Annotated in this window: 24 protein-coding genes and 4 pseudogenes; 24 read left to right on the forward strand and 4 right to left on the reverse strand. The window is 42.9% G+C overall.

All coding sequences use genetic code 11. From position 1 onward, the window contains the following. The first annotated feature begins 26 nt into the window (after nt 1–26). The 17 genes and pseudogenes from MKP07_RS42995 to MKP07_RS26225 all read left to right on the forward strand — a co-directional run bounded on the left by MKP07_RS42995 (nt 27) and on the right by MKP07_RS26225 (nt 16,255). Nucleotides 27–404: a glycoside hydrolase family 95-like protein gene (locus MKP07_RS42995; protein ID WP_394803699.1), complete on the forward strand. Its 378-nt coding sequence runs from the start codon at nt 27–29 to the stop codon at nt 402–404. A gap of 562 nt (nt 405–966) precedes the next feature. After that, nucleotides 967–2,114, forward strand: a pseudogene (locus MKP07_RS26160) (beta-L-arabinofuranosidase domain-containing protein); the annotation flags it as partial. Between the two features lie 33 nt (nt 2,115–2,147). Next, nucleotides 2,148–2,591, forward strand: coding sequence for a hypothetical protein (locus tag MKP07_RS43000; protein ID WP_394803700.1), 444 nt, complete (start codon nt 2,148–2,150; stop codon nt 2,589–2,591). Nucleotides 2,592–2,617: 26 nt separating this feature from the next. Further along, nucleotides 2,618–2,686 carry a hypothetical protein gene (locus tag MKP07_RS43005; protein ID WP_394803701.1) on the forward strand — a complete coding sequence of 23 codons (69 nt, stop codon included), beginning with the start codon at nt 2,618–2,620 and terminating at the stop codon, nt 2,684–2,686. Next, on the forward strand, nt 2,683–2,910 hold the full coding sequence (locus MKP07_RS39650; protein ID WP_317236111.1) for a DUF4986 domain-containing protein: 228 nt from the start codon (nt 2,683–2,685) through the stop codon (nt 2,908–2,910). Before MKP07_RS43005 ends, MKP07_RS39650 begins: the two co-directional genes overlap by 4 nt. A 44-nt stretch (nt 2,911–2,954) precedes the next feature. After that, on the forward strand, nt 2,955–3,314 hold the full coding sequence (locus MKP07_RS26170) for a DUF6805 domain-containing protein (RefSeq protein ID WP_240850188.1): 360 nt from the start codon (nt 2,955–2,957) through the stop codon (nt 3,312–3,314). A 215-nt stretch (nt 3,315–3,529) separates the two neighbouring features. After that, nucleotides 3,530–5,038 (forward strand): glycoside hydrolase family 43 protein, encoded by a 1,509-nt coding sequence (locus MKP07_RS26175; protein ID WP_240850191.1) that lies wholly within the window; start codon nt 3,530–3,532, stop codon nt 5,036–5,038. Between the two features lie 177 nt (nt 5,039–5,215). After that, a complete protein-coding gene (locus MKP07_RS26180; protein ID WP_240850193.1) occupies nt 5,216–5,587 on the forward strand; it encodes a hypothetical protein in 372 nt (123 codons plus the stop codon). A gap of 28 nt (nt 5,588–5,615) precedes the next feature. After that, nucleotides 5,616–7,031 (forward strand): glycoside hydrolase family 43 protein, encoded by a 1,416-nt coding sequence (locus MKP07_RS26185; protein WP_240850195.1) that lies wholly within the window; start codon nt 5,616–5,618, stop codon nt 7,029–7,031. 208 nt (nt 7,032–7,239) lie between these two features. Beyond that, nucleotides 7,240–8,165: pseudogene (locus MKP07_RS26190) on the forward strand (glycoside hydrolase family 43 protein). A 41-nt stretch (nt 8,166–8,206) separates the two neighbouring features. Beyond that, nucleotides 8,207–8,488 (forward strand): carbohydrate-binding protein, encoded by a 282-nt coding sequence (locus tag MKP07_RS26195; protein WP_240851082.1) that lies wholly within the window; start codon nt 8,207–8,209, stop codon nt 8,486–8,488. A gap of 328 nt (nt 8,489–8,816) precedes the next feature. Then, nucleotides 8,817–9,332, forward strand: a complete 516-nt coding sequence (locus MKP07_RS26200) for a glycoside hydrolase family protein (RefSeq protein ID WP_240850197.1) — start codon at nt 8,817–8,819, stop codon at nt 9,330–9,332. 214 nt (nt 9,333–9,546) lie between these two features. After that, on the forward strand, nt 9,547–10,656 hold the full coding sequence (locus MKP07_RS26205) for a hypothetical protein (protein WP_240850198.1): 1,110 nt from the start codon (nt 9,547–9,549) through the stop codon (nt 10,654–10,656). Between the two features lie 70 nt (nt 10,657–10,726). Beyond that, nucleotides 10,727–10,927: a hypothetical protein gene (locus MKP07_RS26210; protein WP_240850200.1), complete on the forward strand. Its 201-nt coding sequence runs from the start codon at nt 10,727–10,729 to the stop codon at nt 10,925–10,927. 298 nt (nt 10,928–11,225) lie between these two features. After that, nucleotides 11,226–12,350, forward strand: coding sequence for a ligand-binding sensor domain-containing protein (locus MKP07_RS26215; RefSeq protein WP_240850203.1), 1,125 nt, complete (start codon nt 11,226–11,228; stop codon nt 12,348–12,350). After that, the gene (locus tag MKP07_RS26220; RefSeq protein ID WP_240850205.1) at nt 12,344–15,148 is read left to right on the forward strand and encodes a hybrid sensor histidine kinase/response regulator transcription factor; all 2,805 of its coding nucleotides are present in this window, start codon (nt 12,344–12,346) and stop codon (nt 15,146–15,148) included. Before MKP07_RS26215 ends, MKP07_RS26220 begins: the two co-directional genes overlap by 7 nt. Nucleotides 15,149–15,262: 114 nt before the next feature. Further along, entirely contained in the window at nt 15,263–16,255 is a 993-nt protein-coding gene (locus MKP07_RS26225; protein ID WP_240850208.1) for a substrate-binding domain-containing protein, read from the forward strand. Between the two features lie 88 nt (nt 16,256–16,343). Here the strand turns inward: MKP07_RS26225 and MKP07_RS26230 are convergent. From MKP07_RS26230 to MKP07_RS26245, 4 genes and pseudogenes are all read right to left on the reverse strand, one after another. After that, nucleotides 16,344–16,906 (reverse strand): annotated as a pseudogene (locus MKP07_RS26230) (LacI family DNA-binding transcriptional regulator). A 14-nt stretch (nt 16,907–16,920) separates the two neighbouring features. Further along, the gene (locus tag MKP07_RS26235; RefSeq protein ID WP_240850210.1) at nt 16,921–17,361 is read right to left on the reverse strand and encodes a LacI family DNA-binding transcriptional regulator; all 441 of its coding nucleotides are present in this window, start codon (nt 17,359–17,361) and stop codon (nt 16,921–16,923) included. A gap of 543 nt (nt 17,362–17,904) precedes the next feature. Then, nucleotides 17,905–18,348: a fasciclin domain-containing protein gene (locus MKP07_RS26240; RefSeq protein ID WP_240850211.1), complete on the reverse strand. Its 444-nt coding sequence runs from the start codon at nt 18,346–18,348 to the stop codon at nt 17,905–17,907. 54 nt (nt 18,349–18,402) lie between these two features. Beyond that, nucleotides 18,403–18,842: pseudogene (locus MKP07_RS26245) on the reverse strand (fasciclin domain-containing protein); the annotation flags it as partial. Between the two features lie 328 nt (nt 18,843–19,170). On the opposite strand from MKP07_RS26245, the gene MKP07_RS26250 reads away from it, so the two are divergent. The 7 genes from MKP07_RS26250 (at nt 19,171) to MKP07_RS26275 (ending at nt 26,977) form a co-directional block, all read left to right on the forward strand. Further along, nucleotides 19,171–19,335, forward strand: a complete 165-nt coding sequence (locus MKP07_RS26250; protein WP_240850213.1) for a hypothetical protein — start codon at nt 19,171–19,173, stop codon at nt 19,333–19,335. 826 nt (nt 19,336–20,161) lie between these two features. Then, nucleotides 20,162–22,837, forward strand: coding sequence for a SusC/RagA family TonB-linked outer membrane protein (locus MKP07_RS26255; protein ID WP_240850215.1), 2,676 nt, complete (start codon nt 20,162–20,164; stop codon nt 22,835–22,837). Nucleotides 22,838–22,884: 47 nt separating this feature from the next. Beyond that, nucleotides 22,885–23,187, forward strand: coding sequence for a TonB-dependent receptor (locus MKP07_RS26260; RefSeq protein WP_240850216.1), 303 nt, complete (start codon nt 22,885–22,887; stop codon nt 23,185–23,187). 10 nt (nt 23,188–23,197) lie between these two features. Next, a complete protein-coding gene (locus tag MKP07_RS26265) occupies nt 23,198–24,811 on the forward strand; it encodes a RagB/SusD family nutrient uptake outer membrane protein (protein ID WP_240850217.1) in 1,614 nt (537 codons plus the stop codon). Beyond that, the gene (locus MKP07_RS43010; protein ID WP_394803702.1) at nt 24,778–24,927 is read left to right on the forward strand and encodes a RagB/SusD family nutrient uptake outer membrane protein; all 150 of its coding nucleotides are present in this window, start codon (nt 24,778–24,780) and stop codon (nt 24,925–24,927) included. Before MKP07_RS26265 ends, MKP07_RS43010 begins: the two co-directional genes overlap by 34 nt. A gap of 140 nt (nt 24,928–25,067) precedes the next feature. Continuing rightward, nucleotides 25,068–25,763: a DUF3823 domain-containing protein gene (locus MKP07_RS26270; protein ID WP_240850219.1), complete on the forward strand. Its 696-nt coding sequence runs from the start codon at nt 25,068–25,070 to the stop codon at nt 25,761–25,763. Nucleotides 25,764–25,840: 77 nt separating this feature from the next. Next, nucleotides 25,841–26,977 carry a family 43 glycosylhydrolase gene (locus MKP07_RS26275; protein WP_240850220.1) on the forward strand — a complete coding sequence of 379 codons (1,137 nt, stop codon included), beginning with the start codon at nt 25,841–25,843 and terminating at the stop codon, nt 26,975–26,977. Nucleotides 26,978–26,983: the final 6 nt, after the last annotated feature.

Consider the following 26,983-nt stretch of genomic DNA (forward strand, 5'->3'; position numbering starts at 1 on the left):
TCGGCTTAACCGCCGGCCTGGCTGAAATGATCTTGCAAAGTCATGATGGAGCGGTACATCTCTTGCCTGCGGTGCCCGATATCTGGAAAGATGGCTCCGTATCCGGGATCGTAGCCCGCGGCGGATATGAGTTCGCTATAAAATGGAAAAACGGGGAAGTGATAGAAGTTTCCGTTTTGTCGAAATTGGGAGGTAACCTGCGTCTGCGCGCTTACAACGAATTGAAAGCTGTCCATGTGAAACCAGCGAAAGGAAATAATCCTAACACGTTATTTACAAAATACTCCATAGCTGAACCGTTAATTTCGGAGAAGGCATCTTTCAGGGGAACCGGTTTAAACAAAGTGTACGAGTATGATTTGGCTACCCGTGCCGGAGTCAGTTATAAAATATATAAAAAGTAGGAGGGGCAGCAATTATTTTTCTTTGAATGCAATCGATTGTAATTTTTTGTATATTAGCTGAATAATTGTAAAACTGACAACTATTTTTACCGGGTATTTGTCAATTGCGTTTGCTGTGGGTTGCTTTGACCATTATAGAAAAAGAATCTTTTCAGCAGTATTGACTATGCTACTGCCACCGATATCAGTGGACCCTGGACCTCCGGGGCCGAATCCAGGACCCGGTTAAAAACAGCTCAACGACTCACCCGGGAGTAATCGATTTTAAGGGCAGGTCCTATTTCTTTTACCATGATGGATCAATGCCTGGCGGAGGAAGTTACAGGCGTTCTGTAAAAGTTGACTACCTGTTTTACAATGACGATGGAACAATAAAAAAATCGTAGAAACAGATACAGGGGTTGATAAAGTGAATTGATTGCACCGGTAGCTGATGGGAAACGGTATAACCAACCCCATACGAAAATGAAAAATTATGAAGTATTTACAAGAACAGGAAAGTATAAGAAAAGTGAACAGAACATCTTTGAAAGCATGCATTCTTGCCGGTGTATATGCCCTCATGTCTTACGGTGCTGTTCATTCACAGGATAAGCTCTATGGCAATACTTTTTCTTTAAACGATGTAAAAGTAACCAGCGGCATTTTTAAGCATGCGCAGGACCTGAATATAGAGGTGCTTTTAAAATACGATGTAGATAGGTTACTGGCGGGGTATCGAAAAGAAGCCGGGCTGTCAGCTAAGGCAGAGATCTATCCGAATTGGGAGGGTTTGGATGGTCATGTAGGAGGGCATTATTTAACGGCGCTGGCCATCAATTATGCAGCTACCGGTAATGCGGAGTGCAAAAAGCGAATGGACTACATGATTGCTGAACTTAAGGCTTGTATGCAGGCGAATGGTAAACTATATCCCGATTGGGCAGTGGGTTATATTGGCGCTGTACCTGATGGAAAAGCCTTATGGCCCAAAATTAAAGCAGGTGATATTGCTCCTATATGGAAGTATTGGGTTCCCTGGTATAATGTTCATAAAATGTATGCAGGGTTAAGAGATGGATGGATGTATGGAGGAAGTGACGATGCGCGAAAGCTGTTTCTGGCCTTTTGCGATTGGGCGCTTGATATTACAAGCGGGCTTTCAGATGCACAAATGGCCAGTATGCTTGGCAACGAACATGGTGGTATGAACGAGGTGTTGGCTGACGCATATCAAATGACCAGGTCTGAGAAATATCTCACCGCTGCTAAAAGTTTTTCTCATAAAGAATTTTTAGAACCACTGTCAAAAGGTATCGATAACCTGGATAATAAGCACGCCAATACACAGGTGCCCAAGGCTGTTGGGTTTGAGCGTGTTGGAGAATTATCAGGCGATCCGCAATATCAGCAGGCCGGTAGTTTTTTTGGGAGACCGTAACCGGTACCCGTTCCCTCGCTTTTGGTGGCAATAGCCGCAGGGAGTTTTTTCCTAGCGTTCCTTTTTACAGAGATTATATAAGTGATGTGGAAGGGCCGGAAAGCTGTAATACTTATAATATGCTAAAGCTGTCACAGGGGCTTTTCAGGTTACGCCCGGAGGCAAAGTATATGGATTTTTATGAGAAAGCGCTGTACAACCATGTACTGTCAACGCAACATCCACAGCATGGAGGGTATGTATATTTCACACCTGCACGTCCGCGCCATTACAGGGTTTACTCAGCGCCTAACGAAGCTATGTGGTGCTGTGTAGGAAGCGGGATGGAGAATCACGGCAAATATGGAGAGCAGATATATACACATGGCAAAGATTCTTTATTCCTCAATTTATTTATTGCTTCTGAGTTGAACTGGAAGCAAAAGGGAATCAGGCTAAAACAGGAAACTTTATTTCCTGATGAAGCCACAACCAAACTATCGGTGACCGGTGGTGCAGGCAGGTTTACGCTAATGGTTCGTTATCCTTCATGGGTAAAGGAAGGCGCTTTAAAAATTCTGGTTAATGGTAAGCAGGTTCCGTATCAGCAAAAACCTTCATCTTATATAGCCATTAATCGTTCCTGGAAGAAAGGGGATGTGATACAGGTCGAATTACCCATGCGTACCATCATCGAACCCATGCTTCATGTGCCGGAGTATGTCGCCATCATGCACGGCCCCATTTTATTAAGTGCCCGAACCGATACAAAAATATCAGAGGACTGATCGCTGATGATGGCAGATGGAGCCATATAGCTCATGGTGAGAAACTACCCGTGAATCAGGCACCTGTATTAATTTCAGATAAGAGGAAGATATAACGCAAAAACTGGTTCCTGTAAAAAGCAAGCCGCTGCAGTTTACGTTTGCACGTAACCTGAACATCGTTAACAACGCCGACTTAGTGTTAGAGCCTTTCTTCCGTATACATGATACGCGTTATATGATGTATTGGATGGCTTTAACACCTGCCCAATACAACAATTACATAGATTCTATAGCGCACGCTGAAAAAGAGAAGCTGGATCTGGAAAAAGAACGGTAGATTTTGTAGCCCCTGGCGAGCAACAGCCCGAAGTAGATCACCAAATGCAAAGCGACCGCTCACGCAAAGGAAATTCACATAACCAGGCGTTTAGAGAAGCACTTGCAGGAGGTTACTTCAGTTACAACCTGGCTACAGCTAAAGAAACTAACCTGGCTTTGAGGATTCGTTACTGGGGCGCTGAAAACGGGAACAGAACTTTTGATATTTATATAGACGATCAGAAAATACTGACTGAAAATCTAAAAGATAAGTGGAATCGTGTTGATATGGTAGAAGTAGAGTATGTTATACCAGCAGCTATGTTGAACGGGAAAGACTTTATACGGGTTAAGTTTCAGGCAACAGAGCCCAACACCGCCGGGCCTCTTTATTATATAAGATTGGTAAAACCAAAAATATAATCCCAGTTCGCTATGAACAGGGTTTAAACGATGCTTAATCAGAGCTGGCAAAATCTATATAAACAGTGCTATAATTGGCCAATTAGACGGGCTGACAAGGTTCCATCGCAGAAACTAACGGATAATAAAATTAACCATACAAGGATGAAAAAAACATATTTTTTTGCTCGCTGCTGCTCCTTTTGTTAGGTGTAGCAGGTATACAGGCGCAACAAGTGCAGAAAGCACAAAATCCCATCATTTTTGCAGATGTACCGGATATTTCCATTCTTCGGGTAGGAAAGAATTATTACATGAGCAGTACTACTATGCACATGAGCCCTGGTGTGCCCATTATGAAATCTACCGACCTGGTCAACTGGAAGCTGATTGGATATTGTTACGACACACTTAATAAGGTGGGGGTAGATGCGATGAACTTAGATAACGGCCAAAATACTTATGGACGAGGTTCCTGGGCAAGTAGTATTCGTTATCATAAAGGCACTTATTATGTATCTACTTTTGCACAAACTACCGGGAAAACCTACATCTATACCACAAAGGACATCGAAAAAGGGCCCTGGAAAGCGATAGAGTTTAAACCCATGATGCATGATCATTCCCTGGTTTTTGATGACGATGGTAAAGTTTATATGTTGTATGGAGGCGGTAAGTTAAGATTGGCTGAATTGAAAGAAGATCTTTCGGGAGTAAAAGAAGGAACCGATCGTGTAGTAATAGAGAATGCCACCTTGCCAACAACCAAAGAAGGCGCACGCGGCGGTTTACCGGCTGAAGGTTCTCAGGTATTTAAGGTGGGCGATAAGTTTTACCTGTTCAATATTTCATGGCCTCCGGGTGGACAACGTTCCGTAATTATTCACCGGGCAGATAAAATTACCGGCCCCTGGGAAGGTAAAATTGGTTTACAGGATAAAGGGGTGGCACAAGGAGGTTTAATTGATACGCCCGATGGCCGCTGGTTTGCCTACCTGTTCCAGGATTATGGTGCGGTAGGTAGAATTCCTTACCTCGTTCCTGTAAAATGGGTGGATGGATGGCCGATGATGGGTGATGAAAATGGAAAAGTGCCTATGCTCCTGGATCTTCCTGCAGGGAAAGGATTGATACCCGGCATTGTGGCCTCTGATGAGTTTACCCGCAAGAAGGGAGCGCTCCGGTTACCTTTGGTTTGGCAGTGGAACCACAATCCGGTAAATGATCTTTGGTCAGTGAGCGCGCGAAAAGGTTATTTAAGGTTAACAACAGGCCGTGTGGATACTAATTTTCTTCAGGTGCGTAATACACTTACACAACGCACCATCGGCCCTGTATCTTCGGGTGTCACTTCCATAGATGTATCGAATATGAAGGATGGTGATTTTGCAGGTATCACATTACTGCAAAGAAACTATGGTATACTGGGTGTAAAGGTTGAAGGCGATAACAAGTCACTTTTAATGATCAACGCCAGCGATAACAAACCGGTGACAGCCGCTACAGTGCCATTGCAGCAAAATGTTATTTACTTAAAGGCTACCTGCGATTTCACTAACAAGAAAGATGTCGCGAATTTCTTCTATAGCCTTGATGGTAAAACATGGACATCTATTGGCACAACTTTAAAAATGGCCTATACTATTCCCCATTTTATGGGCTATCGCTATGGACTGTTTAACTATGCTACAAAACATATGGGCGGCTTTGCCGATTTCGATTATTTCAGGATAGAGAATAAGTAATAATTACCTCGGTGTTTACTGTCAGATTTTCATTTATTAATAGAAAAATAACAATTGTATGAAACAAACATTTACACAGATTCTAATTGTTACTATCGTAACATTAGCCAGCTCCAGCTTATTCGCACAGCGTGCAGCACTCTCAGGAGACTGGAAACTGGATGAGAAAAAAGTGAGTTGGGTGAATTTGCCAGGGCAGCCACTTCTGTTAAAACGGAACAAAAAGAAGGAGCTATTACGATTACCAGAGTAACGCCTGGATTTAACGGTGGCGATCCTGTTAGCAATATTGTTACCTTAACTTTCGATGGTAAGGAAGTAGAGTCTGAAGGCTTTCGGGGATCAAAGAGAAAATCTACCGCGAAATGGTCTGACGATGGTAAAGTTTTAACGATCGTTTCTATAATGAATTTTGAAAGGGACGGGCAGTCTATGGAGTTTAAGTCTACTGAGAAATGGAGCATCACTAAAGACAACTTGCTCTCTATAGAAACCAACTCCAGCTCACCCAGAGGGGAAAGTACCGTAAAAGCTATTTACGCTAAATAACTGCAAATATCACCTTGATATGATATCCATGAAAAGAATATTAGCGGCTTCGCTTGCAGGTTGCCTGTCCGCTTTTTATGCCGGAGGACAAAACCCCGTAGTACAAACCAATTATACACCCGATCCTGCACCCATGGTATATAAAGGGCGTGTGTACATGTATACAGGCGATGATATTCCGGGCTTCGATTTTTATTACATGACGAAATGGAGAGTATATTCTTCTGAAGACATGGTTAACTGGACAGATCATGGTGTACCTATTGCATTAGAGTCTTTCTCGTGGGCTAGAGACAGAGCCTGGGCGGCGCAGTGTTTAGAGCGAAATGGTAAATTTTACTGGTATATCTGCGCGCAAACAGTAGATAATAATATGGCTATTGGGGTTGCTGTAGCAGACAGCCCTGCAGGGCCGTTTAAGGATGCAATAGGCAAACCATTGGTTACTACCGGCAGCTGGTCTAATATTGACCCTACCGCGTATGTCGATGATGATGGTCAAGCCTATATGTATTGGGGAAATGGCAGTTTATATTATGTGAAGCTTAACAAGGATATGATCTCCTATTCGGGCGATATCGTTGAAGTGCCGCAAACTATGGAAACTTTTGGTGGCATACGTCGCCCTCGAAATAATAATAATAATAATCGAAATCAGCCAACGCCTCAGGCACAACCCAACAAGGATATGTATGTGGAGGGACCATGGTTTTACAAAAGAAACGGCATCTATTACCAGATGTTTGCAGGTATGGAAAAGGGTAAAGAAACCTTGTCCTACTCAACCGGCAAGACAGCTGTAGGTCCATGGAACTACCAGGGAAGGATCATGGTGGATCAGCCTACTAACAGTTTTACCAATCATGGTGGCATAATCGATTTCAAAGGCAGGTCGTATTTATTTTATCATACCGGTTTATTAAAAGGTGGTGGAAGCTACGGCCGTTCTTCTGCAATTGAAGAATTTAAGTATAATGCAGACGGTACCATTCCGCAAATATCCATGACTAAAGAAGGTGTTCAGCCGGTAGGAACTCTTAATCCGTACAATAGGGTAGAAGCAGAGACTATTGCCTGGTCAGAAAAATGCACAACATCTGAAATGGCCAAAACAGGTGTTTATATTTCGGGGATTCGTTCGGGAGGTTATATAAAAGTGCAGGCAGTGGATTTTGGTAATGCGGCACCGAAAAGCTTTTCTGCATCGGTGGCTGCAGGACTTGATGGGGGCATCCTTGAAGTACGGGTAGACAGCATTGGCGGATCCAGGCTGGCGGCTGTTAAAATACCGCGTACAGGTGGATGGCAAAATTGGAAAACCGTAACTGAAACTGTCGTTACTCCCGTAACAGGTGTTCATGATGTGTACCTGGTATTTAAAGGAGAGAATATTACCGCAGGACGGGAACTTTTCAACTTTGACTACTGGATGTTTAAAAAATAGCTTTGTAAAGGACAGGACCTGATATTGGTAGAAGCGATAGCTAAAGTCTATTTAAGTTCGGGCAACTGATGATCATACAATTAAATAATTGAAGATGAGTTTTTCTAAGAAAATAATAACTGTAGCTATCGCAACGTGTGTGGGGGCAACGAGTATACGCGCCCAAAATCCGATTATACAAACCATGTATACGGCTGACCCGGCACCGATGGTCTACAACGATCGATTGTATGTTTATACAACGCACGACGAGGATGCATCAACCTGGTTTACTATGAATAACTGGAAGGTATATTCAACCAATGACATGACGAACTGGACCGATCACGGTGTTATTCTATCTTACTCCGACTTTGAATGGGGAAAAGGTGATGCATGGGCTGCGCAATGCGTAGAAAAAACGGGAAATTTTATTTGTATGTCCCGATGATTTCAAGAACCAATAACCGAGGTGCTATTGGTGTTGCGGTAGGTGATAGCCCGCTGGGGCCCTTTCATGATCCGTTGGGAAAGCCTTTGGTACAGAGCGAATGGGGTGATATAGATCCTACTGTCTTCATCGATGACGATGGACAGGCGCATATGTATTGGGGTAATCCTAAGCTTAAATATGTGAAATTAAACGAGGATATGATTTCCTATCCGGGCGATATAGTTGAAGTACCGATGACTGAAGCCGCTTTTGGAAAACGCGAAGGTGATCCTAAGCGGCCAACAATGTACGAAGAAGGCCCCTGGCTGTATAAGCGCAATAGTCTTTATTACCTGTTTTGGCCGGGAGGTCCTTTGCCTGAATTCATTGGTTATTCCACCAGCAAAAGTCCACAGGGGCCCTGGAAGTACGGAGGTATAGTCATGCCTGCGGAAGGAAAGTCGTTCACCAATCATCCTGGTGTTATAGACTTCAGGGGTAAACCCTATTTCTTTTATCATAATGGAGCGCTGCCCGGGGGCGGGGGCTTCACCCGATCGGTTTGTGTGGACGAGTTAAAGTTTAATAAAGATGGCTCAATTACCCCTTTTAAAATGACCTCGGGGGTTAACGCTATAGCAACTCTAAATCCGTACCAAATGGTGCAGGCAGAAACGATCTCCTGGTCAGAGGGGTTAAAGCCGGCCAGAATAGTAAAGTAGGTGTTTTTGTTACCGCAGTAAAGGATGGGGCTTATACCAGCATCAAAAATGCTGATTTTGGTACGAGCGGAGCTTCTTTATTTTCAGCGAGAGTGGGCACCACGCACAACGGCGGTGTTACATTGGAAATCCGGCTTGATAAACCGGATGGCCCATTAGCCGGGACATTGAAGATACCGATGACCGGGGGCAATGATCGCTGGGCACTTACAGATCTGAAGCTGGATCAAAAAATAAAAGGCCTTCATGATGTGTATTTTGTCATCAGAGGTAAAGCAGCGATCAACCTGATGTACTTTGATTATTGGAGATTTCTGAAATAGGAATGTGTTGCAGCATGTTAAAGATAACCTGGAAAATAGGGAGGATATATAAGCGTCTTGCCCCCGTAAATCTAATCATCATGCAACGTCCGCGATAAACAAGTATGAAAAGAAGAAGAATTTTAACTAAAAATGAAATCGATTGCATTTTTAGTTATCTTTATTTGTCTCTATTACAATTAAAGTGTGGGTAAAACATACCAGTTTACTTGCGGGTAGTTGGATAGTAACATACGCAGATAGGCCCGGTTACCGGCAATTATGTTGAGGTTGGTGCTGTGTAAAGAGCACCATGCATTAAAGATCAGCGTAACACGATATAAAAAATATGAAAAGATTAAAATTTCGATTAAGAAAGCCAGCTGCAGATTTTATCCTTGCCACAGTTGCATTATTATCGGTGATGCAAACTCAGGGTCAAAAAGCGGCCGCTTCCCAAAACGTGGCATCGAGGTTCGTGCATAAAGCTGCAGGAAATCCTTATTTGCCTTTGTGGGAACATCTGCCTGACGGTGAACCGAGAGTATTTGAAGACCCGGATAAGCCCGGTAAGTATCGTGCGTATATTATTGGTTCGCATGATCTTAGGGTAAGCAGCTACTGCGGACCGGATATCAGGATTTGGTCAGCCCCAACAGAAGACTTAACCAGCTGGCGGGATGAAGGGCCGGCTTTTACCTACCTCATCGACGGTCAATGGGACGTGATGTACGCTCCTGACCTCGTTGAAGTGAAGCGAAAAAATGGTACTAAAGAATATTATCTCTACCCACACAGCCGCGGCCGCAACAGGGAAGCTATGGTAGCAAAGGGAGCCGTCCGGACGGGCCTTTTACTCCGGTGAATTTAACTCCTGATGGTAAAAGCACCGTTCCGGGAAGTATTTTGGGATTCGACCCGGCGATATATGTTGAGTATATCAACGATCCGAAAGATCCCGACTATGAAATTGGCTTCAGGGCTTATGGTTACTGGGGTTTTCAGGGGTCATCGGCTGCGCAGTTAGATCAGAATACCATGTATTCGCTTAGACCGGGCACTACCATTTTCAGACCTTTTTGCCGGCAAGTGTACGCTATGGCGGGCCGTTGCGCGAGCCTGCAGGTACGCAGTATCCGCATATATTTCCCGGTGAAGACCTGGGGACCTTTAATTTCTTTGAGGCATCTTCCATTCGCAAAGTGGGGAATAAATTTGTTACCGTTTATAGCGGCTATTCCGGACCTGATTACGGTATGGGAAGTTCCAATTCTACATTACGTTATGCTTATGCCGACTCACCTTTAGGTCCGTGGAAGAGCGGAGGGGTTTTGGTAGATTCCCGCGCTCCCGTGCTTAACCAGGATGGTACGGCTATACAGGGAACCAATGCGGGGCATAATACCCATGGAAGCTTACAGGATATCAATGGGCAATGGTATGTATTTTATCATCGCCCGCCCAGAGGATTTGGTTTTGCACGCCAGGCGATGGTGGCTCCGGTAACCGTTACATGGGATGAACGCAAAGTGGCTGATGGCGGCGCAGTAGCCGTAAGGGCTTATGATCCTTATACAGAAGACAATATCTGGACTGCAAAAGATAACGAGGGCCGCGAGTATAAAGGCGCGGAAGTGACTTCTGAGGGCTTTCATTTTTACGGCCTTAATCCTTACCAGTATTACTCTGCAGGTTATGCCTGCTATCTTTCTAATGTTGGGCTTCAGCAGGACTCCTGGGATATATGGGACAATCACATGCCGGTTGATAAAGTTAAAAACGGCAACATTATAGGTTATAAATATTTCGGATTTGGTGGACTACCACAGGATAAGAACGGATTGAAAGCCTTCGAAGGCACTAAGGCTGGCAATCAAACGGCATTCAACCTGTTTCTTACACCCAAAACAACCTCAAGCTTTAAGGTAAACGTTTGGTTAGACGGCCCATGGGATAATGCTACCTGGAAAGGCAAAAAAATCGGAGAAATAATAGTGCCCGCCAATGCAAAGCAGGAGATAACACAATTTACTATAGATGTGGCCAAACACGTAGACCATCTGGATAAAAAACATGCTATTTACCTGGTGGCAGAGGGAGAGGTGACAGGTGAGCTTTTTGATCTGACGGGCCTTGGATTTAGTACCAATAAAAAGAAAAATAAATCGCCCCGCGGTTCCGGTTGTTAAAATTGCTGTTAATGGAAAGCATATTGATCTGCCTGCAACACCTGTTCGATCTACCAATGCTAACGGTATTATGGGATACGATATCTACGAAACAACGTATAAAGTTCCACCCGGGACAACAGTAGTGCCCAAAGTTACGGCGTCGTCTGATAATCGCTCAGTGAAGGTAACGGTTACGCAACCTGAATCAGCTTCAGGAAAAGCCATTGTAAAGTTTGATTATAAAGGTGTGGTAAAAACTTATAACGTAATACTAAATTCAGAGGGATAGATCGATGAAGTGTTCGCTTTGTCGGGCTCGCCGATGACTATTCTTGGCGTATAGCAACTTATAAATAAATATTTTCATATAGCAAAGCAAACGGGCGGCGATTGTCTAATCATCCGCCCTTTTATATAATGCATATGCGTATAATACATCGACGCTGCGTTCAGTAGGCCATCAAACTGTTTTTTTATTAAAATCATTAATGATACTTTACTGTATTCATATCTGTTACTTTTGTGTGGAGCCTTTTTAATAGAAAAAATTGTCAAATCAACCGTTTAAGTTTTTTGGTATCATAAATATGAAATCAATACTGCTTATCAGATCTATTCTGATTTTTGCTTTAAGCCTGGTATTGTGCCGTCCCTGTTTTGCACAGCAATTTGTTTTTTCTCCTTTTGAGCGCAGGGCAGAGCTGAATGAAGATCAGATAAGGTTGGTTAATCAGTTACCAGATGGCAGGTTGATTATATTAACCGAAAGTTCTACTAATTTATATAATGTAGGATCTGTAAAAAATATCCCGCTTGATACGGTTAATTTTCTGCCGGTAAATGATTACACCAATAATCATTTTTCCTATGTTGATGATCATCGTGTATGGATCAAAAATCAGAGAAGTCTAAGCATAATAAATATTGCATCAGAGAAATATGAGGAAAACCCGGGTAAGCTGTTACAGGAATTAGGTTTTTCTGAAAAGCCTAAAAATATTTTCCTGGATGAACAAAAAAATATCTGGTTACTGTCCGTTAAAGATGAGTTGTATTGCTATGATCGCAGTATCCGCCAAGTAAGGCTGGCATTGCCGGCATTCAAAATTTACCGTTCTAATGACATTGTAAATAATGTAACCAGTTCGGGCGATAAATTCTTTATTATTTACAGATCCGGATTGATCAAATGTTTTACACGGGCTACTTTTAAAGAGCTGTATACTGTTGATATCAATGAGAAAAAGGAAGTCACTTCCTGGGTGAATTTCACTATTATGTCCGGGCAGTTCTTGTTCCTTGTAACAGATGATTACCGGGGCGGTTGCAGTCTTGTGAAGTTTGATAGCCAAACCCGGCAACAGTCTACGGTGATCAGCACTCCCCAACAAAGAATCAGCCACCTGACGTTCGACAAAATTGGCGGGCTATGGGTAGCAGGTACAGATGGGTATTGGCATTTCAAAGCTGATGGTAGTTCGGGACAATTCTTTTCGGGGATTTTACTTAACGACGGGCAGCAGATACATAGTGGCATCGCTAATGTTTTTTGCGATAACCAGGAAGGGGTATGGATGAGCACCAACAAAGGGTTATATTATTACAACCCGTATAGATTCAGCTTTTCGGGGTTCAATTCCTCTTTTTTGAATTTAAGGGGACAGATGATCTCAAAGTATTCTGCTTTGAAGAACTGTCGGGCAGGTTGCTGATCGGTACTTTAAATGGCATTTACACCGAAGATGTAGACCAGGCAAACCATTCAAAAATCAGATTAATGGTTGCGGGGCTGAGATGTCATTCTATGTTCAAAAGCGCATCTGGCATTGTCTGGATTGGCGCGGAAGATGGTTTGTATTCGATGCAACCCAATGGTTCTGTGTCAAAAGTGCTCGATGTATATCCTTATAGCATTATGGAGCCAGTAGCCGGAACATTGGTTATCGGTACGTCCAATCACGGATTGTTGCAATTTGATGAAGCTTCGAAAAGCGTAGAAACCTTGTTTGCTCAAAATATTTTACCGGATATAAGACAGGTTATTAACTGGAATGGATATTGGACAGGCTTCTGTAATAATGGCTTGTTTTTCATTGATGCGTCAAAAAAGACACTTAAGTATGCCTACGAAGACCACAGGTATATGCCTGCAGGTTTGCCACCCGATGTACGTGTTTTAGTTTGTTTATTTGCCGATAAAGAAGGCCTTTTATGGTTGGGGACTTATGGAGGACTATATGTATGGGATCCGGTAAAGAGGCACATGTACAAAATAGGTACTTCTGAAGGGCTCGTAAACAACAGCGTTAAGGCCATTATACAGGATGCAGACCATTCCGTTTGGGTTACCACCTCAAAGGGGATCAGTCGTATAGAGAAGAAGCACCTGGGTACAGATTACCAGTTTACCATACATAATTATAATGAAAATGACGGCATTAGTAAACACGCTTTTGTAGGAAGAGCTAGTTATTTGTCGAACAACAATCAACTTTATTTTGGCAATTTGGATGGGTTGAATTATTTGAAGCATTCCGTTCAGGCTGGCATACCCGACATTCCGGTTACGATCTTCAACCTGAAGCTATTTGGTAGACCAGTTGAAGAAAATGTGCTGTATGATGGGAAAGTGTTATTAACGGGGCCCCTGTCTCAAACTGGTCAAATTACTTTAAATCATCATCAGAATTTTATCAGCATCCAGTTTTCCGGGTTGAATTATGTAAATCCGGGAAAAACCTATTTCAGGTACCAGCTATCGGGTGTAGATAAGCAATGGAGGGAGGAAATGCCGGGACAACATTTGGGTGAAGCTAATTATACTAATCTGCCGCCGGGTGAATATAAATTTGCTGTAATGGCTAGTTTCGACGGCGTTCATTGGCCTGTAGCTGCCAGGGAATTGATTATTTCTATTCGACCACCTATCTGGGCAACAGTTTATGCAAAAGTATTTTATTTACTTCTGGTAACTATTTCATTGTACTGGCTGGTTAAAATGTATAATACAAGACAGCAAAAGATCAGATTACAGCAGCAAGCGGAAGCGATTGAACGGGAAAAGTCAAGATTTCTAACCAATATCAGCCACGATCTCAGAACACCTCTGACCTTAATTATAACGCCGCTTCGGACTTTGATCCAAAAAGTGTCAGATATAGAGGTCAAAGATAATCTGCGACGTATAGAAAGTAATGCCGATCTCTTACTGGACACAGTCAACCAGCTGCTGGAATTCAAAAAGATCGATGAGTCCGGTGAACTGCTTCATGTAAGCTATATTGAAGACCTGTCATTCCTGTCCGAGTTGGCTTTAAATTACGATCAGTTGGCTGTAGAAAAGCAAATTGCCTTCGAAGTCAGTGTGGCCGATACAGCGGGCGTTTGGCTGGACAAGAAAAAGGTTACCCGCATGGTGATGAACCTGCTTGCTAATGCGTTTAAATTTACTCCTGGCGGAGGCAGCATTGTTTTGAAGGCGTTTATGGAAGGTAAAGATGAATTGGTGATAACCGTGGCTGATACAGGTGTAGGTATTCCTGACTCAGAAAAAGAAGCGGTCTTCGACCGGTTTTACAAAGCGCATAACCAGGATGAAGCCCAAACAGGAAGTGGTATAGGACTCTACCTGGTTAAGAAATATGCAGAATTACACGAAGGTTATGTTGAGGTTGTTGACGACGCATTGTACTCGACAGTTTTAAAAGTTGTTCTAAATGTTGGGAGGATGGAATATAAGACCGATGAAAACGGATCAAATACCAGGAAGTCTGTTCTTATTGTAGAAGACAATGCCTCATTATTGGAGTTCCTGGAGGCCGAATTAGGAAGTTATTATACCGTTTTCACAGCCAATAATGGTAAGAGAGGATTGGAGCTCGCGATTGAACGCCAGCCAGATCTGATCATCACAGATATGATGATGCCGGAAATGAACGGAATCGATTTATGTTTAGCTATAAGAGGAAATATTAATATATCGCATACACCTGTTATTATGCTTACGGCACGCGCATCCGATGACGCTCAATATGAGGGGTATGATGCAGGCGCAGATGCTTACCTGGTAAAACCTTTCGATATGGAAATGCTCAAGTTACGTATCCGTAAGTTGATGCAGCTATTTTTAGACCGGCAGAAAATGTTCAGTACCGGAAAAAATGTACAGTCTGAAGGTCTTACTACCAATTCCCTTGATAGAGACCTGTTGGAGCGTGCTGTCAATTGTGTTAACCAGAACCTGTCTAATACAGACTATACAGTGGAGAAGTTCAGTGCTGACATGCATATGGATCGAACGGGCCTTTACAGGAAATTAATGGCCCTGACCGGCCAATCTCCGCGCGATTTTATAAAAACGATTCGTCTAAATAGAGCCGCCGAATTGCTGATGCACCCAAATGCGATAGTGGGGCAGGTGGCTGAGGAAGTTGGGTTTGCCAGTATTTCTTATTTTTCCAAAAGCTTCCAGGAGAAATTCGGTGTTTCACCGAGTCAATATGGTCAATAGATTGATTTCTAAGGCTGTTTTGCATAAAATCAACATGCGTTACAATCTTTTCAACATGAGTTCTTAAGTTATTGGGCTTTGGCTTGCACTTTTGTTTTCAATAAACGATTCAAAGTGCCTTATAAAAGTGTATCCACTCAACAGCCCAAAATTGCGGTTTTCGATCTACTGAAAAACGTTTTAGGTGAAAGTAACAACGATGGCAGTCCGGCATTTCACGCTGCGCTGCGCACAAGAAGTCGCCGACCCGCTTTTTCTGCCAACGCGATCCAGATTGGAAATACTACTTGTGATACGCGATCGGTTTCAGTGCCTGCCAGAATAGCGGTATTGATTGAAAGCTTATCAGATCCTCATATCAACAAGATCATTTCCGGAGTAGAAGCCATAGCAGCTGAAGTTGGTTATGAGATTGCTATTTTAAATGTATTGGGCAAAGAGTCTCTCCGGACTGGCCTGGATAATTTTGACGGATTTATTGCCTGTTACTCAGACCAGGCAAAAGTTGACCTGAACTATTTAGACGAACTGGGCAAACCCGCTGTTATAGTGGGTAATGTGGAAAATCCGGGTCGATATCAATGTGTTAGCATTGACTACAGAAAAGGAGGACAGCTGGCTGTAAATTATTTAATCGATCAGGGTTGTCAGAAAATCATGATGGTTACATCTGCATTAACCAATACAGCGTCCGATCTGGAAAAATACCTGGGGTATCGAGATGCCATGAAAAAATCAGGGCAGGCCTTGCCGGAGCCATGGGTCGTTAGGGAGAGCACAATAGAAGCGGGAATAGAGATTGCAGCACAAATGTTCAAAACTGAAGCATTACCTGATGGGATATTTGTTACGAATGATTGGGTAGCCGCAGGATTTATTAAGTTCCTCAAGAAAGCAGGTGTCAACCTCCCTGTTAAAACGACCATTATAGGTTTTGGCAATGAATCATTCTGTCAGATAGTCGAACCCGATTTGCGCTCGATAGACTTCCGTAAAGAATTGGCCGGTTCTACAGCACTCAACCTTTTGGTGGAGCAAATCAGTAATCGAAATTTTTCAGTTGAAAGCAAGACGACGATAATCGAACCTGCATTGCCTGCCGATTAGGATCTGATAAAAAATCAACATAATGACCGTTTTGTAAGTTGAAATACTGAGATTTTTCCGTTTAATGAGCCCTACAGGAGAAGAAAGATCATCGTGAAGAGGATTCTCTCACAATCAAACGGGCTGGTAAAACAGTTTTAGAGATCTTCGGCATTTGGGGGTTTTCAATCTGAAGCAGGATATTTTGTGCAGCTACCCGGCCTATCTCATACGCTGAGTAAGTAACACTTGAAATATTAGGGTCTAAAAGTGATGCGATTGGCTCATCGTTGAAACCAACTATTGCTATATCCTTCGGAATATTGAGCCCTGCTTTTTCAGACTGGCTATACAACCAGCTGCGGAACTGTCATTTTCGAAGAATAGTCCGTCCGGCCGCTTATTCATTTTTAAAATATGAGCGGCAACATTCTTACCCGATTCTATACTGCTTAAATCTTCAAATATCAGCAGTTCTTCTTTTAATTTCTTATCACTCTCCAAAAGTGCTTTTTTGTAGCCGGCATATTTTTCTGCATAAATACTGTGATTCACATGGGTGGTTACATGGGCTATCTTTTTGCAGCCTGCTTCTATCAAATGTTTGGTAGCAAGATAAGCTGCCTGCGCATGATCTATCACAATAACCGAATTATCCGTTAGATCCGGCACATGATCGAAGAATATTAAGGGTATTTTTTTCTGGTTGACTGATCAATGTGCTCAAGACTTGTCGCATAGTCTGCTAACGATATCAAAAGCCCGTCAACCCTGTTGTCCATTAACATTTTTAAGGCTGAAATCTCTTTATCAGTTTGCCCATAGCTTTGGCCAATAATGATATTGTACCCCTTGGTACTTAGTGTGTTTTCAATTCCCGATATAGCAGACGATACAAAATGATTGGTTAGTCTGGGCACGATAACACCAATCAAAAAACTCCTCTTATTCCTCAGGCTACGGGCAAAGGGGTTACTTTGATACCCCATTTTTTGCGCCATCTGGTGAACTTTGTTGCGTGTTTTAAGCTTAACCTTAGGATCATTTTTTAAAGCACGGCTGATTGTTGAAGAAGCCAGATCTAATTCCCTGGCTATATCATATATGGTTATTTCTTTTTCTTCCATAAAACTTAAGCATAAATGTACTCATTTTTAAAGGGTAATATTATTTTTTTACAAAGAAGGTTTTAACAAGAGTTCGTAATTCGATGTTGATGGCAGTTTTATCAGGTTATGGGTTTGGAGTCGGCAGAGGGTGTCTAAAGTGCATAGGTTACAGCGAATACTTATCCATTGGTGAAATCTGTACTATTGTGGGATACAAATTTAGGGTAATGTCTTTGGTCTTTGAGTTTCCATTAAACGTGGAAGACGCCTAGAATCAAGTTTACCTTTCTGTTGTGCAGCATTTAAAAAGTAGGCGCTTTTAGTGATCCTGGAATGGCACCATTGCTTTGACTTGCCTAGTTAGGATGCTGTACTTCATGTTATCAAACTGATTCTTCAAATAAAGCGCAGATGAGCAAGTGCGTATGGTAGCTTGTAAAATTAAACATGAGAGGCCTTCGGCGATATGCGAACCAAGCTTGACAGCATTGCAACAGCTATCAAATAAAAAGTTCCGCCAAAAACCTTTGACGGAACTTTAATCCTCAATCCTACACTCATCTAGGGCATTAATACGCGGTCAATCACATGCACCACACCATTTGTTGTAACCATATCAGTGGCTGTTATAGCGGAGGCAGCCGAGTTACCGTTGCCTTTTACTTTAGCGCCGCCGGCCAGAGTGATAGTCAGTTTGCCACCATTCAGGGTTGTGGGCATAGCGCCTTCCGTGAGATCTGATGAGAAAACCCTCGCTGCTATGACGTGATAAGTCAGAATACTTGCTAATGTATTCGCATTAGCCGCTTGTATATCAGCAATGGTTGCAAAACCCGCTGCCTGAAATGCAGCATTTGTAGGCGCAAATACGGTAAGTGGTCCAGCCGCAGACAGTGCCGCCGCTACATTGGTAGTACCTGTACTTGCCCTTACCACTGCTGCTACCAGGAAGGACAGATTGGCGTTCGCCTGCGCTGCCTGCACAATATTAGCAGAAGGGGGCATCAAAACCTTATTAATTATGTGTACTATACCGTTATTGGCATTGACATCTGCAGTAGTGACCTTCGAGCCGTTGACAAATACGCCACCGGAATTTTTGGTTACATAGGTTTTTACACCAGCAACAGTATTTAACTCTGTTGTGGCAGAGGGAATAGTACCGGATGCATACTTTTCGGGAAGGGCATGGTATAAAATAATTTTTTCAGATCCTCTGCTGCAATAGCATTAATCGCAGCCTCAGTGCCCAGGCCTGCTGCCTGGAAAGCGGCATTATCCGGCGCGAAGACGGTAAAAGTACCTTTAGCTGATAAGGTTTCTGCTAGTCCGGCTCTTATTACTGCGACCTTTAATAAAGAAAGATTGGGATTCTCACTAACAAGAGCTGTAATACTTTTTGAATTGTCTGGCATCATACCGTCGTCATCCTTCCCGCAAGAAGTGAGGGCGAGAGCAGGAATGGCTGTCAGTAAGGCAATCTTTAAAATTGTGTTCATGTTGCTTAAAATTAGGGTTTGAAAATAGTTTTAAAAAGTACTTAATGTTGAAATATTAGTTTATTTAAGTACTATTTTATTCCAAATTATATGCCATAAATATAAATTTAGAAGTTTTTTATACTATTTATTTGATTTTGATTTTGAAAATCGATGAAACATAGTATAATCTTATGCGTGAAGCTATTTTATAGTATAATTATGTACTAATTGTACAACTCAGTTTAAACGCTGTGATGTACATGGTTGCAGACAGTGGTGAAACGAAGGGCAGGCTACTGGTCATGCCATTGCTGAGCCAGAATGGGAGAATAAAGAAAAGGGCGGAGTGCTGGGAGCTATACATGGTTCTGAATTTTCCAAGCAGGAGGAATTCTTTTACCTGATCAATCTTCGCTCTTATCATATAACGAGCAAAATGAAAGTAGTCATCAGGAATATACAAGGTAAACCACCCTGGTATGCAGGTTATCAACCTGCTTTTGTAGCATGAGCGGAGAATAAAAGAGGCAAAAAAATTTTTTGGATTAATAAGATTCTATACATTTGTCTACTAATAATGTAGACTAATAGCGCGAACCTTTGTCTGCTTTTTAACGCTCTAAATTATCATAATGTACTATTCACTGTACTTAAGTTCTTCATCTGAAAAAAATCAGGTTGTTGCCGGATTTTAGAACATCTACTCATTTTAACTTTTAAAGACGGCATGACCAGCTGTTGTAGCCCGATCGAGGCTAAGTAACATACACACACACACACACACTTATCTCTTAAACTGTTTGATATTACTAGTATTGACGCTCGCTGCTGATCGTTGAGTACCGGTACGTTTCAAAAGCCAGTTCCCGTTAATAAACGATTTGCTGTGCTCGAAGTAGTTGTGCGGCAATGCATAAAGGGCTTATGTTTCTGTGCATAAAAGTCTTAGGGCGGGATATAACCCGGGTGTATTGAAAGCCTGTTGAAGCTTCTTTGCAGTATAGTATTGTTACGGCTCAGGCGAAGAAATATTCAATCGTCCATCAAATGAATACAGGCGACAGAACCGGTTGCCGAGAGCCGGTAATCCTTTTTATAAATCTTTACTATGTGATACAAAATGTCGAAATATTGAACAAGTGAGCGAAGGCTTATTTAAATAATATTGTGCTTTGGCTAAACCAAAATAGCTTTTTTGACGGCCAATAGCTTGTTATATCTTCTATCTTATAATTTCCATCTTTTATGAAATTGTATACAGTATTTTCTGGATTCATGCTCTTCCTTTTTTAGTATGGACAAAAAACGGGTACGCTGCTGCAGTAACTATATCCGCAGTGCAGACACCCGACAGCCTGGTGGTTGGAGTAATTACCGATGCACAAGGAGAACCCGTTCCGGCGGTAACGGTTGCTGTTAAAGAAAAATTTGCTTCTGCAATAAGCCGCAATGACGGAGGCTATACCGTTAAAGCCGGGGCCAAGGATGTGCTGGTTTTTAGCAGTGTTGGCTACGTTACACAGGAAGTGCCGGTAAATAGCAGAACGCAGATCAGCATTGTTTTAGAGGGTGCATCTCAGTCGATGAATGAAGTGATAATAGTAGCTTACGGAGAGCAAAAGCGCCGGGATGTGACCAGCTCTATATCTACCGTTACATCTAAAGAACTAACGGTGAGCTCTGTTCCTACTGTATCGCAGGCTTTGATTGGAAAGATAGCCGGGGTAAACACAAGGGTGCCGGATGGCAGACCCGGAGCCAATGCAAGATTGCAGATAAGGAACCTGGGAACGCCGTTGTTTGTAATAGATGGCGTGCCTTCAGGTGAAGATCAATTCAATAACCTGAATCCGGAGGACATAGAAACCCTGTCTGTTTTAAAAGATGGGTCAGCGGCTATTTATGGCTTACAGGCGTCCAACGGTGTAGTACTGGTGACTACAAAAAATGGTGGTATTAATAAAGAAAATAAGGTGAACTTTAATATGTACCAGGGCTTTCAAAGCCTGACACGTTTCCCCAAACCAGCCAGTTCCGCAGATTATGTGAGGGCCCAGGCTGAGGCCGATATCAATCAGAACGGCAGCAGCGTATGGACAAGGGAAGAAGTTAACAAGTGGCAGGAGGGAGGTGCAGGTTACGAAGGCTTTGATTGGTCAAGCTACGTAAAGGATTACGCCCCTCAAACTTATCTGAATGTAAACACCACCGGCGGATCACAAAAAACAAGCTATTACCTGTCGCTGGGCAGATTGAACCAGGATGCGGTTTTTGATGGTTATAATTTTAAACGAACCAATCTTCAGGCCAATATCGATACCCGTATTGGACAGCGCATTCGCTTAGGCGTTAAAATAAACGGGAAGATTGAAAATGAGACCAGGCTGGGGCTGCCGGGCGAAGATGATTATTTTCAAGCCTTGCTGGGGCAGTTTAGAAATCTGCCTATTGAGTATCCTTACGCCAATAACAATCCTCAATACCCGGCCACAACCACCAATTTTGCAACTAATTATGCAGTGTTTCCTTTATCCGGTTATTTTGACCAGGTAAATCGAACCCTGCAAACCACTTTCGACCTGGAATATAAAACACCTGTTAAAGGTTTAACGGCTGTAGGTATGTATTCATATTTCTACAATACCTTGCTGAGAGATATTTCTGAAAAAACTTACAATACTTATGAGTATAACAGTGCTGATAATACGTATCAGGTAACAGGCGGCCAGAGAAATCCTTTCCGTACCAAGGATAATGGGCATATTACAGATAACGTTATGCGGCTGCAATTAAACTACAATGGTAAGATCGGGCTGCATTCTATCCGGGCTACAGGTGGTGTGGAGACCAAAGAGCGTATGGATAAATTATTTTGGGTACGCTCTCAACCGCTCAGCAATTTTATCGATATCATTAATCAGCCAGACGAATTCAGAGATATTACCGATAGGGCAGATGAATCTGCAAGAGCGGGTTTCTTTTTCCGGGGAAATTACAATTTCAACGAAAAATATCTGGTGGAGTTAGGCGCCCGTTATGATGGATCCTGGCGTTTTCCGGAAGAACATAGATGGGGTTTATTTCCTTTTGTTACCGCCGGATGGCGTATTACTGAGGAAGCATTCATGAAGCGGTCAAAAATTACTGAAGTTCTTACAGAGCTTAAACTACGTGCGTCTTATGGTGAAACCGGACTGGAGCCGGATATAGGAGCTTTTGCTTACCTGAGTGGCTACAATTTTGGTGCGGGAAATGCTTTCCTCGACGACCAGTTGCTGACGGGTATCGCCGCGAGAGGATTACCGATTACTACTTTAACCTGGATCAAAAGTTCAATCAGTAATATCGGTCTCGATTTCACTTTGTGGAAAGGAAAATTTGGCGGTTCGTTAGAGGTGTTCAGACGCGAACTAACGGGTATACCAGCTTCGAGATATGATGTATTAGTACCTGTTGAAGTAGGTTTTGGCCTGCCGCAGGAAAATCTCAACGCAAACTTTACGCAAGGCATGGAGATATCACTAAACTATAACGGCAAGAGTGGACCCTTTAATTTTACTGTAGGCGCTAATGCTACTTTGGCCCGTTTAAAAAACTGGTATTCATATAAGCCCAGGTTTGCAAATTCAGTAGATCATTACCGCAATTCGATTGAAAACCGGTGGGCTAATATTCAATGGGGTTACGAATATATAGGTCAGTTTCAATCGGTGGAACAAATAGCCAATTACCCGGTTGATATAGATGGTCAGAACAATACGACCCTTTTACCGGGAGATTTTATATATAAAGATCAGAATGGCGATGGAGTGATTGACGGTTTGGATGAGAGGCCTACCGGTTATGGCGAAGGGAACTTACCTTATCTCAATTTCGGTCTCAACCTGGGCGGGCGTTTTAAAGGATTCGATCTTGCCATAAATTTTGCAGGAGCTACTATGCAAAGCCGTGGCAGGGCTGCTGAAATTAAAAACCCCTTTCAGAACGATGCAAACTCCCCGACTATCTTCTGAACGACCGCTGGCATCACGAAGACATCTTTGACCCTTCCAGCCCCTGGGTGCCTGGTACCTATCCGGCACTCAAAAAAACCAACAATGAGAGCAATCAAAGGGCCTCAGATTACTGGTTCAGAAATACTTCATACGTACGTTTACGCGACTTGGTTTTAGGTTATAGCCTACCCGATAAATGGCTTCGGCGCTCGAAGATGGGAAATGCGAGAATATATATAAATGCCTTGAACCTGTTTACTATCGACAATACAACAGATATTGGTATAGACCCCGAAACGCAGTTAAATACGGGGTTACAATACCCATCTGTAAGAGTAATCAATTTTGGTGTCAATCTAACCTTTTAATAGAATGGTAATGAAAAGTATAAATAAAATAAGTCTCGTCCTGTTGGTAACGATCCTTTTGGTATCAGCTTTGGGATGCAAAAAGTTTTTACAAAGAGAACCTACAGAAATACTTTTAGATGACCAGGTGTGGAGCGATCCTAAGCTGGCGCTGGCTGTATTAGCGAACCTATATAACCGGATTCAGCCTACGGGCGGTTTTGAAGGAGGCTTACTTGCACCTACTGATACTGATGAAGCTATGTGGTCGGGCGGATTGGGTGGTAACAATGCCCGTAATACCCGTGTTAATTTTCCGTATACAGACAAACAGTTCTGGCCTTATGAATTGATGAGAGACCTGGATCTATTCCTGGAAAAACTGGAAGTGGCCGATGTAATGGAAGCGCAGGATAAAATGCAGTTGTTGGCTGAAGCCCGTTTTATCAGAGCTTACGTATACTTCCTTGCTGTGCGTAGCATGGGCGGCGTACCACTGATCTTAAAAACCTATCAATACACCGGGCCCGAAAGCGTAGAAGACATGAAAGAACCCAGAGCGACGGAAAGCGGGATTTACGATTTTATTGCAAGTGAGCTGGATGCTATTAAAGATCAAATGCCGCTTACCGAAACCAGTAAAACCAGGGCCAACAAATGGACTGCTCTTGCATTAAAAGCCCAGGCAATGATATACGCCGCCTCTATTGCCAAATATAACAACCAGCTTACAGAGCCAATTCAAACCGTAGGTGGTGAAGTAGGTATACCGGCAGATAAGGCTAACGGATATTATACACAGGCTTTGGCTGCAGCCAAAGAAATTATTATCAATGGTCCTTATTCTCTTTATAATGTGAATACAGATAAGGGGCAAAATTTTTATGATCTTTTTACTAAAAAATCAGGCAATCCTGAAGTGATCTGGGCTTTTGATTTTACACTCGAAGGCAAATATCACAGCTTTACGGTGGAGAATATCCCGCGTTCACTCAGAGAAAATGCCACCGGCAGCACCGGTTTGGTTCCTACATTAAACCTGGTAGAAGCGTTTGAACGGCTTGACGGTTCTTCAGGTACCCTGCTAACCAATACACCCAATGGGTCAGACTACATTTATTACGATAAGCCCGAGGATATATTTGAGGGTAAAGATCCCCGGATGTTTGGTACGATTATTACGCCCAATTCTACTTTCAGAGGAGAACGTATAGAAATTCAGGCAGGTGTAATGGAGTGGAATGCGGCCACTAACCGGTATGTAGAAAGAACTTCTTCGGCCCTTAACAGCATATTTACCGACGGCGGATTATTAGTGGCAGCCAATGGCCCTCAGCCTAATGCAGCAAACGTTACCAATACGGGATTTTTCCTGCGTAAATATGTAGACTCCAGGGTGGGCTCGGGCCAGGCAGGCCAGGGAAGTGATATTTGGTGGATTAGATATCGCCTTGGAGGTATATTGTTGATAGCTGCCGAAGCTGCCTTTGAGCTTAATCAGCAGGAGGAAGCGCTCAGTTATATCAACCGGCTGCGCGAACGGGCAGGTTTTGGCCCCAACAGCCTTAGTTCGCTGGATAGGACCAGGATTATAAGGAGTACCAGGTTGAACTGGCCTTTGAAGAGCAGCGTTACTGGGATTTAAAAAGATGGAGGCTGGCGCATGTTTTATTCAACGGCAGCCGGCAAACAGAAACTACATTGGCTTACGCACTCTGGCCTTACCGCGTTGTAAGGCCCGGAGAGACCGGCCAGGCATAATAAATATGTTTTTGTAAAAAAGTAGCACCCCGATTTACCCAACCGAGAAATTTTAGAATGGGTAATTATTACTCGCAGATTCCTCCTGGTGCTATTAACGCCAATCCACTAATAGTTAAAAACCCATTTCATTAAAGATTATGAAAACCTTACTTTATACCTGTTTAATGACCTTAGTTGTTTTTTGCAGTTGTGAAAAAGATAACTATGATCCGCCATCATCCCAGCTTACAGGCCGCATCACTTTTAACGGCGAACCGCTTTTTATCCGGCAAGGCATCAGTGTGCTTCAACTGTACCAGCCGGGATTTGAACTTAGAAATCCTATTAACGTAAATGTAAAACAGGATGGTACTTTTTCTTCTCTTTTGTTTGATGGAGATTATCAGTTAATAAGAGTATCAGGCAATGGTCCCTGGGAAAACAATACAGATACTATTCCTGTTAAGATAAACGGATCTACTACGCTCGATGTTTCCGTCACTCCTTATTTTACATTAAGCGATGTTAGTTTTTCTGTATTGAACGACTCTTTAAAGGCATCGTTTAAAATCAATAAACAATCGGCAGCCCGCCAGCTGGAGCGCGTATACCTTGTAGTAGGCAAAACCCAGCTGGTTGACAATCTTATTAATGTCAATCCATCCAGTCAGCAAAATCCCGATCCCGGCGGATCGCTTTCAGGAACGAATCTTGATCTGTCAAAAATCATTAATTTAAGCCATACTTTAAAAGCAGTTACATTTATACCACATGCTCATTTGTATGCCCGCATTGCGGTGAAAACCGTTGGATTTACCGAGATGAATTTTTCGGATGTATTTCAGATAAGATAAAAAGAATATTCGTAAACGGTAATATGTAAAGTAATCCTGGTTTAATCATTTCTATGTCCTATTCATTTAAAAGAAGTTTGGTAACAGTACTTGCATGTTCAGGTATATGGTCTGCAGTACTGGCTCAAGCTCCATCTCCATCGAGGCACCAGGCACAGTTTAGCGACCCCTTTGCGCCGGTGGGCAATAAAGCCCTGACTGTTCCCGGCTCTGTAACTCCTGTTCTGGATATTTGGATGCGGGATACCTATGTGATGAAGGGACCCGATAACTTCTATTACCTGACTGGTACTACAGCCACTCCGGGTAGACATTTCACGGGTGAGAAGCATTGCTGGGATCATAATGATGGTCTGTACCTGTGGCGATCGCGCGACCTGAAGAAATGGGAATCAAAGGGTCTTGTCTGGTCATTTGCTAAAGATGCAGCTGCCTGGCAAAAAAGGAAAGCCGGTAAAGCCGGGGCCAGGTCTGTTAACGGCGACCCGCTCGATTCAATTTTCCGGGCTGTATGGGCACCCGAATTACATTATATAAAATCTCAAAAGAAATGGCTGTTGATAGCCTGTCTGAATGGAGGTGGCGGATCATTTGTACTCGAAAGCATCAGTGGAAAACCGGAAGGGCCCTATCAGAATATTCCAGGTAATAAGGATAAGGCCATCTTTGCTAATATCGATCTGGGAGCTTTTGAAGATGATAATGGTGATGTGTACCTGGTTGGGCACAATCACTACATTGCGAAAATGAAGCCCGATTTGAGCGATATTGCGCAGCCATTCCAATTGTTTAAAGAAACTCCTTATGATCCCGAGCCTTATATAGAAGGGGCTACCATCAGCAAGCATCATAACAAATATCAGCTGTTACAAACCGTTTGGTCAGTGGCACGTGAAGACGGATCCTATACCTATACCGGCAATGCAGGCGGTTCTAAAAAAGTACATAGCTATGATGTAGTGGTAGCTGAAGCGGATAATATTTACGGTCCCTACAGCCCGAGGTATCCCGCTATCCTGGAAGGGGGCATAATAATCTTTTCCAGGATGCGGCGGTGCCTGGTGGTCGACCACTTTTTCAATCCGCGCGGCGTTATGGGGAAGCGGTTCCAGGTAACCTGCAGGCCGGCTCTTGTACCGGTTAAATGGCAAAGCGGCCGGCTCATGCCCGATGTTGAACGGGTGAGGAAATCCTATAAGGCTGTTCAAAGGTAAACTATG

Origin of the sequence: Paraniabella hibiscisoli (assembly GCF_022512515.1) — a bacterium.
Taxonomy (GTDB): domain Bacteria; phylum Bacteroidota; class Bacteroidia; order Chitinophagales; family Chitinophagaceae; genus Niabella; species Niabella hibiscisoli.

Bases quoted from the DNA above. Each gene is read 5' to 3' on its own strand.
- MKP07_RS26210 (WP_240850200.1), top strand. From the start codon at position 10,727: ATGGGATACGATATCTACGAAACAACGTATAAAGTTCCACCCGGGACA.
- MKP07_RS26185 (WP_240850195.1), top strand. From the start codon at position 5,616: ATGAAAAGAATATTAGCGGCTTCGCTTGCAGGTTGCCTGTCCGCTTTT.
- MKP07_RS26240 (WP_240850211.1), bottom strand. From the start codon at position 18,348: ATGCCCCCTTCTGCTAATATTGTGCAGGCAGCGCAGGCGAACGCCAAT.
- MKP07_RS26270 (WP_240850219.1), top strand. From the start codon at position 25,068: ATGAAAACCTTACTTTATACCTGTTTAATGACCTTAGTTGTTTTTTGC.
- MKP07_RS26265 (WP_240850217.1), top strand. From the start codon at position 23,198: ATGAAAAGTATAAATAAAATAAGTCTCGTCCTGTTGGTAACGATCCTT.
- MKP07_RS42995 (WP_394803699.1), top strand. From the start codon at position 27: ATGATCTTGCAAAGTCATGATGGAGCGGTACATCTCTTGCCTGCGGTG.
- MKP07_RS43000 (WP_394803700.1), top strand. From the start codon at position 2,148: ATGGAGAATCACGGCAAATATGGAGAGCAGATATATACACATGGCAAA.
- MKP07_RS26200 (WP_240850197.1), top strand. From the start codon at position 8,817: ATGAAAAGATTAAAATTTCGATTAAGAAAGCCAGCTGCAGATTTTATC.
- MKP07_RS26215 (WP_240850203.1), top strand. From the start codon at position 11,226: ATGAAATCAATACTGCTTATCAGATCTATTCTGATTTTTGCTTTAAGC.
- MKP07_RS26170 (WP_240850188.1), top strand. From the start codon at position 2,955: ATGCAAAGCGACCGCTCACGCAAAGGAAATTCACATAACCAGGCGTTT.
- MKP07_RS26235 (WP_240850210.1), bottom strand. From the start codon at position 17,361: ATGGAAGAAAAAGAAATAACCATATATGATATAGCCAGGGAATTAGAT.